Origin of the sequence: Defluviitalea phaphyphila (genome assembly GCF_001466305.1) — a bacterium.
GTDB lineage: Bacteria > Bacillota > Clostridia > Lachnospirales > Defluviitaleaceae > Defluviitalea_A > Defluviitalea_A phaphyphila.
In genome coordinates this window covers 47,041-60,354 of the sequence record NZ_JWID01000009.1, presented here as the reverse complement: position 1 = coordinate 60,354, position 13,314 = coordinate 47,041, and the positions used below count along the sequence as shown (strand labels likewise).

Sequence of the window (13,314 nt, the reverse complement as noted above, 5' to 3'; positions counted from 1 at the left end):
ATTTATTTAATTTTTATAAAAATTAAATATATGAGAATTTTTTATCATATAATTCTTTATAATTAATTTTTTATACTATTTAATTAAAATTTATAAATAATACACCTGATAAAAATTTTTAGAAATTCTTTACTTATATAATAAATTATTGAATTTAAATAATAAATTTTTGATTCTTTTGACCTAACCTCTATTACTCTAAAAATACATTTTATCATTATAATTTTATGATTTTAAGTACGAATATTTTAAAAAATTAATGTATTATATTGTAAAAAAATATAAAAAGTTATACGCATATTATTAATTACGTATAACTTTTTTATTATTTATACATCATTAATAATTTTTTTTGTTTTTCTCCTTTTATAAATAATAATAATTATTATTATACTAATTAAAATACTTATAATAATTAATTCAACAGTAGGAAAAGCAGGCTTTTCCAGCAATATTTTTATTATATTATCATTGTCATTAAAATCTAATTCAATTGTATTGTCATCTTCGTTCAGTGTTATAATTTCTTCATTATGATAAACACGTTTTATTTCCCATTTATCAGGTATATTCACATTATATGTAATATCATTTTTTACTTCAATATTTCCTAAAATAGAATCAAACAAATTTTCATCATATAACAAATATACATCTTTATTTATATTAGAAACATCTGTCTTTTTAAAGTAAGAAAAATAATCAAGATTTTTTTTGTTTTCATCTATTTTTTTAGTAATACTTGTTGTATCTTCACATATTACTTGTTCACCACTTTTAATAATCTGTATATCTGAATTTATTCTTCTAAAATACTCCTCTAAAGCATCATAGCCTATTTTATCTACTATTTCTTTATCCCATATATATTTTATAGTCTTTTTAGTCTCTTTTGTATTCAAAACATTTAAAGAAATATCAATAGAATTTATTGAAAATTGTTTTTCAAGTCTACCTTTTACTGAAAACTCATTTTCATCATAAAAACTTGTTCCTAAAGCAAAACCTTCTTCCCATGCTTCTGTAATATCATAATAATTATTATAATCTTCCATTAATACTTGTACTTCTTCAGGATAATTTATAATATAATCTATCCCATATAAAGGAAATGTTTCTTGTAATAATTCATTAAATGAAGTTTTTTCATTTAATATATATATGGGATGTAATGGATTAAAATTTTCATCTTCCACTAAAGTAAATTCATTGTCTTTAGAAAATTTTTTCATATAATCTTGTAATTGTTCTGGAGTTTTTTCATTAAATAATAGCTTATACTTAACTTCTAAATAGTCTTCTTCTATTTCTACTTCATTACAAAATTCACTAAAATAATTCATTAACTTTTCTCTAGATATTGTTTCTTCTGTATAAGCATCAAAATATATATTTATTTCTCTATCTAATGTATCCTTAAAACCTATTTTAGTGATTATTACTATTGCATCTGCTGGATAAGTTTCTTCAAATCCAACATTAATGAACTCAATATTACCATAGAAATAATCTTCATATTCTGGAAGATTGACATATATATTATTTAATTCAAATAAATCAGTTCCTGTTCCTTCCGTAACAATTCCTGAAGCATCTATAGCATCTGTAGCCCATTTTGTCATATCATAAGAAGGATTTGTTTCTGTAAAACGACATACCTTTCCAAATAAACTATCTTCATTAATATAAACTGCATCGTGAGGTTTCCCTGTAATTTGTTCAGTTTTTTTATTATATTCATCTATATTATTAAAACTATATGTAAAAATATAATAAACTCCACTTTCATCTATATATTTATCCATATCTAATACATCTGGTTTTGCAGAACTTAAAACTTCATCTAATGCTTCTATTCCTCCATCTATATATTCAAAATACATGACATCTATAAATGCTGTAATAACTCTTGTTCCTTTACCGTTTTCATCTATAGTGATAATAGAATCGACCTTTGCTCCACAGCCAGATATTATAAAAATAATTCCTAACAAAATAATAAATAAAATAATATTTTTTATTTTATTCATTTTCATTACCTTCTTTCATACTATCTAGAGTATATATTAAATTCATAGTAATATCTTCCCATTCTCCTGTATTAATGTTATATAACAACACATTATGTTCATATCCCTTGCTTAATATAATTAATCCATCATTAGACATATCATGAATTTTTATGTACTCATTTTCCATATTTATTTTCTCATCTTTGTTATAAATTTCTAAAATACTTTCATATGTTTCTAATTTATATTTTATAATGCATTTTCTATCGTTATCATCTATAAAATATGCAAATATATCAGCATCTACTGTATCTGAAATTTCTCCATCTAAACTATTAATTTCATATGAAAATTCATCATCTATTTCTGTTTTTTCTTTGGAAGATACTGCTATTACTTTAGATAGACCATCTAATAACATATCAGCTTCTTTCCCTGTATCTTTTTTAGTCTTAGTTTTATAATTATAAATATATATTTTATTACCATCAAGAAATGTAATTGTATCATCATTATTCCACAATAAATTTTTACCTTCTATTTCAAGAAACTCATTATCGACATTTTCTAAAAACATAATTTGATTTGTTTTTCCTTCTATTAAGAGCTTATCTCCTTTTTTATTCCATATAATATTTATCATATCTTTAAATTTTTTTCTATTAAGTTCTTCTCCTTTTTCATTAATAATTACTACATTATTCCCATCAGAAGTTACTTCTTGTATAGCAAGTTTTTTATTATCTTCAGAAATATCAGTATAAATAATTTCTCCCTCTGAAACATAAATCTCAGAAATTTTATTTTTATTAGGCTCATATTGATAAATACTATCATATGTTTGAATAAAATAAGTATTTTTTTCACCTAATAAAATTTCTTCTATTTCTTCAATATCTATATAAATATTGTTGTTTTTATTATGTGAAGATAAAATAAAATCTTGATTTGCAATAATATTTTTAACAATTACACTATCTCCATTTACTAAGTTGAACCTAAATCCTAATACTAACATTATAGAAAATAATATAGTATATCCTCCTACATACACATAACGATTTTTTTTCAATTTTTCTTCCCAACTTTTTAAATTAATTTTATCTAATATAAAATATTTTAAAATCACAAATACCGCACACCATATAACTATATTTATTAAAACCCATAAAGATGAATATCCTGCTTTTAATATTAATTCCATTCCTATTTTTGTTTTTCCCATATTACTTATTGAAAATATACTATTTAATGCTTCTATATTTCCTTTGAAATATATATAATTTTGTGAAAAAAATAACAAAATAAAGTTCCAAATTAACAGTAATATTATTGTTACAGTTAAATCTCCTAAATTTTTTTTATTTTTATACTTTCTGAATCCTAAATATAATATACTTATTGTTCCTAATATTACTAAAATTTGTATCCCTATCAAGCTGTACCAACTATCTGTATTCCCCTGCATTAATCTAAAAATCCCTATTTTTATATCATTATCCCCGAAATTTATTCTAAAATTATTACCGAATATCCCTAAAGTAAAATACAACCATATATTAGGAAGATATAATAATGTTCTAAAATTTCTCATCGATTCAGCTATGTTATTCCCCAAAACACCAAAAACACCAAAAATATACACTATAATAGTTAATAATCCACCATATATAAGTTGATATTTTGCAATAGTAATAAAAGCTATTATACTATCATAAGGAAATATTTTTGAAATTCTTTCTTTTTTTACAAAAATACTCCAACACAATTGAATAATAAAAGATAATATAAAAATTACTATTATCCCTTTAATAAAAGAAAAAGACAGTTTAAAATTTATGTTATCTTCAATTAATGTATGGCTATGATTTATTAAAGAAACTAAATTTAATAAAACACTATAAATTAATGAAGTAACACCGTAATATTTTAGGTTTTCTCTTGAAGATGTACTATCTTTGTATTTTTTATAAGAACCAACTAAAAATGAAATTATAGGAACAATAAGTAATATAATATATGAAATTTTAAAAGAGAATTTTGTTATAAATTCTATACCTTCAATTTCTGGCTCAAATATTAAATTAAAAGGAACTTGCATAGAAAATAAATATAAATTTATACTATTTATAAAAAAATTATCCTTATTACCTATTAACTCAGCAAATTGTTCATAGTTATCAAAAAATATGTCTGTCTTTCTTATAAAAATTAAATTTAATATTAGACATAAAATTAATCCAACTACAAAAGCAACTCCAGCTCCAATAAGACTATCTTTCAAAGTTTTTTTACCTATTAAAAAAATTTTCTTTATATCTTTTATAGAAAATTTATCTTTTCTAAATAAATTATTAATTTTTTCTATATCTATTGAATTATATTTTTTAATATCTTTATATTCATATCCTCTATTCCCACATTGTGAACAATAATTCTTAGAAATTTTAGCCCCACATTTATTACAGAAATTAATAATATTTTTTTCAATATTTAAATTAGAAATATCATATGTTTTAAGTTTATTTCCACAGTTAATACAGTATTGACTATTATCTATATTTTCCTTTCCACATTTATGGCAATACACAATATACCTCCTTATTATTGTTTGCTTCCGCAAATACTACAAAATATAGAATTTACTTCAATAATTTTCCCACATACAGGACACTTTTTTACTTCTTCTTCATAGAATTTATTAATATTTAACCCACAGCTATTGCAAAAATTAGTATCTTCATTTAAAGGCTGATTACATTTTGGACATATGCCTTTTCCCTTTTCCATAATAACATTATTATTTTTTTCTGCTATCTCTCCTTGAATTTTACATATTTGTTTAGATATTTCTTCTAATTTAGGATCAGATAACTCTTTTGTACGAATTTTATAATGTGTTTCTTCTCCTAATAAAACTAAATACTTCAATAATCTTTCTTCATATGATAATATATTCGACATTTTTTCTCTCCTTTTTTTATTTTTCGACAACAACAGTATAATATATAAAAGCAGAAAAATTCAATAATTTTATTAATTTTTACAAAAAAAAAGATAAAAAATTTTTCATCTAAAATTTTTTATCTTTTTTTATAATTTTATTAATTTATAAATATCTCCATAGTTCTATCTAATATCCCATTTAAATACGATAAAATTATACCATAATTTATTATGCTTACCTTTTTTTCTTTACAAAGTCGAATTCTTGTTTTCATTTCTTTTTCATTCATCATACAAGCTCCACAGTGAATTATTAGATCATATTTAGATAAATCTTCTGGAAAATCATGACCTGATATAAATTCAAAATTCAGTTTTTTACCTGTATATTTATTTAACATATTAGGTATCTTTACTCTTCCTATATCTTCATGAGAAGTAGTATGAGTACAACTTTCAGCTATTAATATCTTAGAATTTTCATTTAACTTATCTATCATATTTATTCCATCTAAAAATACGTCTAGTTCTCCTTTGTATCTTGCAAATAAAATAGAAAAACTAGTTAATTTGATTTCTTTTGGAACTATTTTATTAACTCTTTTAAATGCTTGTGAATCTGTTATAACTAAATCTATATGCTTTAAATCTGAAATAGCATTTTCAAGTTCTGTATCTCTTACAACATAACTTTTAATTCCATGGTCTAAACAGTCTCTAATTACTTGAACTTGAGGAAGTATAATTCTTCCTTTAGGAGCTTCTGAGTCAATAGGAACAACTAATATTACTGTTCCATTATAAGGTACTAAATCTCCTACTATAGGTTTTTCCTTATCTTCCTTTGATAATTCATTTATCAATTTTTCCTTTAAATTTAAAATGCTATTATTATCATTAATAGAAGTATAAATAGCTTCTGGATACTTTTCTTTAATATTTTTCAAAATATCTTTAGAAACTGTATCTATTTTATTTATAATTAAAATATGAGGAACTTTATATTTTTTAAATTCTCTAATTGTCTTTTTATAAGAGTCTTCATCTAAATTATTAATATCCATTATGTATAGAGCTAAATCTGTTCTTTGAAGCATTTTTAAACTTTTTTTAATTCTTAAATTTCCTAGTTCTCCTTCATCATCTAATCCTGCTGTATCAATAATAGTTACTGGCCCAAATGGGATTAATTCCATAGATCTTATGATTGGATCTGTTGTCGTCCCTTTTATAGAAGATATAATGGATTCTTTTTGTCCAATTATTGCATTAAATAATGAAGATTTTCCTGAATTTGTGTTGCCATATAGTGTGATATGCTTTCTATTAGCTCTTGGGGTTTGATTCATATGCAATCCTCCTAAATATATAAATCTCTCTCTCCTTTTTTTAATCTTTCTATATTATTTGCAACTAGATTTCTTATATCTTCTCTTTCAATTTTATTAATTTCTCTTTTAATTAATAATTCTCCCTTTTTATAAAGCTCTTTATCTCCATAATCTAATATAAATTCCATAAGAGTCATAAGAGCATTAGGTGTACAAATATTATGAATTTGTCCTGATTTTACAAGACTCATAAATCTATCTCCTGTTCTTCCTTTTCTATAACAAGCTGTACAATAACTTGGTATATAACCATCATCAATTAAGTCTTTTAAAACTTCTATAGGAGTTCTATGGTCTGATAATTCAAATTGATCAATTTCCTCTCCTTTTTCTTTTTCTTTATATCCTCCAACTTCTGTAGAAGACCCTGCACTAATTTGTGATATCCCATAGTTTAGTAATTCTCTTCTCATTTCTTTAGTTTCTCTTGTAGACATAATCATTCCAGTAGTAGGAACTGCTATACGAACTATTGCTACTATTTTTTTAAACATTTCGTCATCTACTAAGTATGGAAATTTTTTCAAATCAATTCCTTCTGCTTTTTTAATTCTCGGAAAAGAAATAGTATGAAATCCTACTCCAAATTTTTCTTCTAAATGTTCATTGTGTATCATAAGTCCCATTACTTCAAATTTAGGGTCAGCAAGTCCAAATAAAACTCCTCCTCCTACATCATCTATTCCTGCTTCCATAGCTCTATCAAAAGCTGTTAGATGATATTCATAATCTCCTTTTATACTATTAGGATGAACTTTTTCATAAGTAGGTTGATGATAAGTTTCTTGAAATAAAACATAAGTTCCTATTTGAGCTTTTTTAAGTTTTTTATAATTTTCTACAGTAGTGGCTGCGATATTTACATTTATTCTCCTAATTATTCCATTTTTGTTTTCTGTTTTATATATTGTATCAATAGCATCTAATATGTAATCTATATCACAATTAACAGGATCTTCACCTGCTTCTAAAGCCAGTCTTTTATGTCCCATTTTTTCTAAAATTTTTACTTCTTCTTGAATTTCTTCTCTAGTTAATTTTTTTCTGGGAAACTTATTATCCCTTCTATATCCACAATATACACAATTGTTCACACAAAAATTACTAACATATAAGGGAGCAAATAAAACTACTCTATTTCCATATACTTCTTTTTTTATTTCTCCTGCTATTTTAAACATTCTTTTAACTTGGTCTTCATCTTCAATTTGAAGTAAGACTGCAACATCTCTATGAGAAATTTTTTCTCTTGCTTCTGCTTTATCAAGGACTCTATTAATTTCTTCTTTAGAAGCATTTTTTGCTTCTTCTAATAAATTTTCAATATATTCTCTATCAATAAACATATCTTCTATCCCTCCATAAAATATTATCTCCTCTTGATAAATCTACACTAAAACCTGCACTGTTAATTCTTCGCTCAATACACATTCTACATTCTGCTGCTTCATCTCCAGTACATATTTTGCCATCATATAAAGCATATTTTTCTCTAACACTAATAGGAGATAAATTAGGCATTACTACATTAGCTCCTGCTTTTAATCCTTTTTCTCTTCCAGTAGGATGTAAAGTTCCTAAAGCTGTGGTTGCTGGGAGTAATACTTCAGGAAGCATAAGACGTATTATACTTAAAAGTACAGTAGTCATCTCTACTGTTCCACCCTTTTCCTTAGCAAGGAGTGTATCCTTATGAGGAATAAATGGCCCTATTCCTACCATATGAGGTTCTAGCTCTTTTAAAAATCTTAGGTCTTTTACATAATGCTCATAGGTTTGATTAGGGAGTCCTATCATAAATCCAGCTCCTACTTGATACCCTATTTCTTTTAAATTCCACAAACATTTAATTCTATTTTCAAAAGACCCTGTTGGATGTAAACTTTCATATAGTTTTTTATCTGCTGTTTCATGTCTTAAAAGATATCTATCAGCACCTGCTTTATAATATTCTTTATAAGATTTATATGGTTTTTCCCCTATGGAAAGGGTTATAGCACATTCTGGATATTTATTTTTTATTGAAGTAATTATTTTGACTATTTTATCATCTGTATAATATCCATCTTCTCCTCCTTGAAGGACGAAAGTTCTATATCCTAATTCATATCCCATTTTACAAGCACTCATAATTTCTTCTAGAGATAATCTATATCTATCAGCTAAAGAATTTCCTCTTTGTATTCCACAATACATACAATCCCTACTACAATAATTTGTAAACTCTATTAAGCCTCTTAGATATACTTTATTCCCATAATATTTTTTTCTTACTTCTAAAGCCTTTGATTTTAAATAAATTATATCTTCTTCATTCATGCCTTTAAGAAGTTCAAGTAATTCCTTATCATCTAAATTGTTAAGTTCATATAACTTATCAATTAATTTTTTCATAGCTTAAAGTTCCTTCTTAGATATTGAAGTTTTTACTTGAACATGCTCAATATTCCCAAGCTTTCCTGTTAAACTATTAATTTCATTTAATTCTCCAATAACAGTAATACAAACAACTCCTATTCCTTCCTCAAAAGGAATTCCCATCCTCCCTCTAATGATTCCCTTAAAACTAGATACTACATCATTAAATTTTTTTTGACATTTTTCTGGTTCTTCTAAAATAGCACTAATAACAGCAATTCTTCTCATATAATTCCTCCTTTTTTAAAATTTTACAAAATAAAAAACTTTCCCGAAGGAAAGTTAGATCTATAATAAAGTCCATAGAACTTATTATGATTTTATAAAGTCCATAGGACTTATTATACTTTATGTCTAATTTCCTTCCGAATCAGAGATTTTTGTTCTCTTTTTCGTTAGGTATTATCCTGATCATTCAAATAATAAAAGAATACTCTCTTATCATTTGAATTGTTATTATTTTATCAAAGTATTTAAAAAAGATCAACTTTTTTTAGATTAATTATATAAATATATTATATTTTATTTTTATTATTTATTATATATTTCATCTTTTTATTTTTATTTTTTTAATATATAATAAATAACATTGACTTTGTTATATTTTAAATATATAAAGGAGAAATACTATGAATTTTCAAAATGTATTTAGCCAAATTATAATTTTGTTTTTATTGCTTATTTCAGGGTATTGCGCTAAAAAATTAAAAGTTTTTAATGATGAGACCATAAAAGGATTGACTAGTATTTTAGTTAATCTATCTTTACCTGCTTTAGTTATTAGCTCTCTTATTAGAGAAATTACTCCCTCGCTTTTAAAGGAAAGTTTTCAAATTTTAATTATATCTTTTATTACTTATTTTGTATCCTTTTTTATAGCTTTGATTATTCCTAAAATTATTCGTTCAAAAAAAGAAGAAATTGGGGTTTTTTCGTTTATAATTATGTTTTCTAATGTAGGATTTATGGGATATCCTGTATTAAATGCAGTATTTGGTGAAGACTCTCTTTTTTACGCAGCTATTTATAATTTGCCTTTTAACGTTTTAATATTCACCATTGGTATATGGTTATTAAAAAAAGATTCTAACTCTAAAATTAATTTTAATTGGAAATTATTTATCAATCCTGGAATTATTGCTGTAATAATTGGATTTATAATTTTTGTTTTTTCCATTCCTGTTCCATATATAATAAAGGGAACTCTTGATTTATTAGGTTCTACCACAACTCCTTTGTCTATGATAGTTGTAGGAGGTCTTCTAACTCATAGTAAATTAAAAGATACCTTTTCAAATTGGAGAATATATTTTATTAGTTTTATTAGATTAATTATTATGCCTTTAATTATTTGGAGTATTTTAGCTCCTTTTATTAATCACCCTTTATTACTTGGAATTCCTGTTATTATTGCTTCTATGCCTGCTGCAGCTAATACTGCTATCTTAGCTGAAGAATACGGTGCTAATGGTGAAATTGCTTCCCAAGCTATATTTATATCTACACTTATTTCTATTGTAACTATTCCATTTATAGCTTTAATCATTACTTAAATCTTAACTTAGAAAGGGTAAATACTATGAAATCTGTAAAAATCGATAAATATTTTTATAAACGTCTGTTTACTTTAGCTCTCCCTATCGCAATGCAAAACTTTATTTCTTCTTCTTTGAATATGGTAGATACTATTATGATAGGGAAATTAGGCGAAGCTCAAATTGCTGCTGTTGCACAAGCAAATAAAATATTTTTTTTATTTACTCTCATTCTTTTTGGTATTAATAGTGGTGGTTCTAGTTTTACTGCTCAATTTTGGAGTAAAAAAGATATAAAAGGAATTAGAAAAGTTCTTGGAATATGCATTATATCTGGATGTATAGTAGCTGTCATATTTTCTATTGGAGCTATATTTTTCCCAAAAAATTTAATGTATTTATTTGCAAAAGATATGGAGGTAATTAATTTAGGAAGTGAATATCTTAAAATTGTAGCTTTTAGTTATATATTTACTGCTATTACATTTTCTTATTCTATTTTGATTAGAAGTACAGGACAGGCTGTAATTCCTATGTTTATCAGTATAATTTCTTTGGGTATTAATACTCTTTTAAATTGGATTTTTATTTTTGGAAATTTAGGTTTTCCCCCCATGGGAGTTAGAGGAGCGGCATTTGCCACTATAATTGCAAGAACCATTGAAGTTAGCTTATTTTTATTTATCATATATAAACAAAAAACAGCTCTTGCTGCTTCTTTTGATGAATTAACTAATATTTCTTTTAAATTTATAAAAACATTTTATAAAACTACAATATTTGTAATATTAAATGAATTTATATGGGCGTTAGGAACTACTATCTATTCTATAGCTTATGGTAGAATGGGTAAAGAGGCAGTAGTATCAATTAGTATAACTAGTAATATAGAACAGATTTCAATGGTAATTTTCATGGGAATGAGTAGTGCTTGTGCCGTTATGCTTGGAAATGAAATAGGTGCTGGAAACGATAAGAAAGCTTTTTCATATGCCAAAAAATTTGTCATTTTAGGACCTATCCTTTCTTTAATAATGGGAATAATAGTCGTTTTAGCCTCTCCTCTTATTTTATCTATATTTAATGTTTCGCAAGAAGTATATACTTCTTGTATAAAAATAATAATAATCTTTGCATTAATTATGCCCTTTAAAGTATTAAATCTCTTTACAGTAGTAGGAATTCTCAGAAGTGGAGGAGATACTACTTATGCTTTAGCTATGGACGCTGGTGGAGTATGGTTAATAGGCGTTCCTTTTGCATTTATTGGAGGATTAGTTTGGGATTTGCCTATTTATTGGGTATTTGCTTTAGTATCTTCTGAGGAATTTTTTAAAGCTATCTTTGGAATATATCGTTTATTCTCAAAAAAATGGATTCACAATTTAGTGAATCATTTAGAATAAATACTCTATTCTCTCCATTTTAAAAATCTTTCTTTTAATATAACTACTCCTTTATAAAGAATAGCTGATAATATTCCCAAAATAACTATACTTAACATTACCCAATCTAACTTAAATATTTGGCTGCCATATACTATAAGATATCCTAAGCCAGCTTGAGCTACTAAAAACTCTCCTACTATAACTCCTACAAGGGATAATCCCACATTAACTTTTAAAGCGTTGATTATAGTAGGAACATTAGCAGGTAAAATTACTTTTTTTAATATATCTTTTTTATTTCCTCCAAAAGTTTTAATTAATTTTATTTTATCCTTATCTACTTCCAAAAATCCATTTAAAACTGTTAATGTAGTAACTACTATAGCCATTAATATAGCTGTAAAAAGAATAGATTTTATATTATTCCCCATCCATACAATTAAAATAGGAGCTAAAGCTGTCTTAGGAAGGCTATTTATTATAACTAAATAAGGATCTATTACTTTTAAAATAAAATTATTCCACCATAATAAAACTGCTATTGCCGTTCCTAAAATAGTACTAACTAAAAACCCTATTACAGTTTCTCCTAGAGTAATTCCTGTATGAATAAATAAACTTCCATCTAAAATCATTTCCCAAGCTGTTTTTAGAATTTTAGTGGGTTGACTAAATATAAAAGGGTCAATCCATCTAAATCTTGCCCCTATCTCCCAAAGCAAAATTATCCCTATTAATATAGCTATTTGAGTTATTTTAACATAGGTTTTTGTTATTTTCATTTTATTTAAATATTCCAAGTGTTCTTTTGAAATATTGTTATTATTCATTAGCTTTCAACTCCTTCCATATTGTATTAAAATATTCTCTAAATTCAGGAGCTTCTCTAGATTTAAGAGGAGTTCTATTTTCAATTGATAAATTAATAGGATGTATTGACTTAATTTTAGCCGGCCTCTGTGTTAAAACAACTACTCTATCTGCCATACTAATAGCTTCTGCTATGTCATGGCTTACTAATATTGCTGTTTTATTTTCTTTTTTAATAATACTTCCTATTTCATCAGATACAGATAATCTTGTTTGATAATCTAGAGCAGAAAATGGTTCGTCTAAAAGCAAAATATCTGGTTTAACAGCTAAAGTTCTAATCAAGGCTGCTCTTTGTCTCATACCTCCTGATAATTCCGAGGGAAAATGATTTTTAAATTCTCCTAATCCATAAGTATCTAAAAGATGTTTAGCATAAGATTTATTTTCATTTGTTAATTTATTTTGAATCTCAAGTCCTAAATAAACATTTCTTAAAATAGTACGCCATTCAAATAAATGATCTTTTTGAAGCATATAACCTATTCTTTGAGAAGTTCCTTTTACTTTCTCTCCAAAAACTAATATTTCTCCTGAAGACGGCTTAATAAGTCCTGCAATTAAAGAAAGAATCGTAGACTTTCCACATCCACTAGGGCCTATAATACTTATAAATTCTCCTTTATTAATAGAAAGAGTAAGATTATCTATAGCCTTAGTTTCTCCTAAAGGAGTATGATAACTTTTTGTTACAGAATTTAGTTCTACAATTTTTAACATCTTTTATCCTCCCCACTGCAAGTAATTTTATTAA

The 13,314-nt window shown here is 25.2% G+C and carries 11 protein-coding genes; 2 read left to right on the top strand and 9 right to left on the bottom strand.

Annotation, left to right across the window (positions count from 1 at the left end; all coding sequences use genetic code 11):
- Nucleotides 1–329 precede the first annotated feature (329 nt).
- From OM90_RS07515 to OM90_RS07485, 7 genes are all read right to left on the bottom strand, one after another.
- Nucleotides 330–2,030 (bottom strand): hypothetical protein, encoded by a 1,701-nt coding sequence (locus OM90_RS07515; RefSeq protein ID WP_058486281.1) that lies wholly within the window; start codon nucleotides 2,028–2,030, stop codon nucleotides 330–332.
- The gene (locus tag OM90_RS07510) at nucleotides 2,023–4,602 is read right to left on the bottom strand and encodes a zinc ribbon domain-containing protein (RefSeq protein ID WP_058486280.1); all 2,580 of its coding nucleotides are present in this window, start codon (nucleotides 4,600–4,602) and stop codon (nucleotides 2,023–2,025) included. The genes OM90_RS07515 and OM90_RS07510 overlap by 8 nt, the downstream gene beginning before the upstream one ends.
- A gap of 14 nt (nucleotides 4,603–4,616) precedes the next feature.
- Nucleotides 4,617–4,976, bottom strand: a complete 360-nt coding sequence (locus OM90_RS07505) for a zinc ribbon domain-containing protein (protein WP_058486279.1) — start codon at nucleotides 4,974–4,976, stop codon at nucleotides 4,617–4,619.
- A 140-nt stretch (nucleotides 4,977–5,116) separates the two neighbouring features.
- A complete protein-coding gene (gene hydF / locus OM90_RS07500; RefSeq protein ID WP_058486278.1) occupies nucleotides 5,117–6,307 on the bottom strand; it encodes a [FeFe] hydrogenase H-cluster maturation GTPase HydF in 1,191 nt (396 codons plus the stop codon).
- 11 nt (nucleotides 6,308–6,318) lie between these two features.
- Nucleotides 6,319–7,695, bottom strand: coding sequence for a [FeFe] hydrogenase H-cluster radical SAM maturase HydG (hydG, locus tag OM90_RS07495; protein ID WP_058486277.1), 1,377 nt, complete (start codon nucleotides 7,693–7,695; stop codon nucleotides 6,319–6,321).
- The gene (gene hydE, locus OM90_RS07490) at nucleotides 7,685–8,743 is read right to left on the bottom strand and encodes a [FeFe] hydrogenase H-cluster radical SAM maturase HydE (RefSeq protein WP_058486276.1); all 1,059 of its coding nucleotides are present in this window, start codon (nucleotides 8,741–8,743) and stop codon (nucleotides 7,685–7,687) included. The genes hydG and hydE overlap by 11 nt, the downstream gene beginning before the upstream one ends.
- A gap of 3 nt (nucleotides 8,744–8,746) precedes the next feature.
- A complete protein-coding gene (locus OM90_RS07485; protein WP_058486275.1) occupies nucleotides 8,747–8,995 on the bottom strand; it encodes a TM1266 family iron-only hydrogenase system putative regulator in 249 nt (82 codons plus the stop codon).
- Nucleotides 8,996–9,396: 401 nt separating this feature from the next.
- Between OM90_RS07485 and OM90_RS07480 the strand changes: the two genes are divergently transcribed.
- Complete coding sequence (locus OM90_RS07480; protein ID WP_058486274.1) at nucleotides 9,397–10,320, top strand: AEC family transporter; 924 nt, start codon at nucleotides 9,397–9,399, stop codon at nucleotides 10,318–10,320.
- A gap of 26 nt (nucleotides 10,321–10,346) precedes the next feature.
- Nucleotides 10,347–11,708, top strand: coding sequence for an MATE family efflux transporter (locus tag OM90_RS07475; RefSeq protein WP_058486273.1), 1,362 nt, complete (start codon nucleotides 10,347–10,349; stop codon nucleotides 11,706–11,708).
- A gap of 5 nt (nucleotides 11,709–11,713) precedes the next feature.
- On the opposite strand, the gene OM90_RS07470 is transcribed toward OM90_RS07475, so the two are convergent.
- Both OM90_RS07470 and OM90_RS07465 read right to left on the bottom strand, forming a co-directional pair.
- Nucleotides 11,714–12,520, bottom strand: a complete 807-nt coding sequence (locus tag OM90_RS07470; RefSeq protein WP_058486272.1) for an ABC transporter permease — start codon at nucleotides 12,518–12,520, stop codon at nucleotides 11,714–11,716.
- Nucleotides 12,513–13,280, bottom strand: coding sequence for an ABC transporter ATP-binding protein (locus tag OM90_RS07465; RefSeq protein ID WP_058486271.1), 768 nt, complete (start codon nucleotides 13,278–13,280; stop codon nucleotides 12,513–12,515). Before OM90_RS07465 ends, OM90_RS07470 begins: the two co-directional genes overlap by 8 nt.
- Nucleotides 13,281–13,314: the final 34 nt, after the last annotated feature.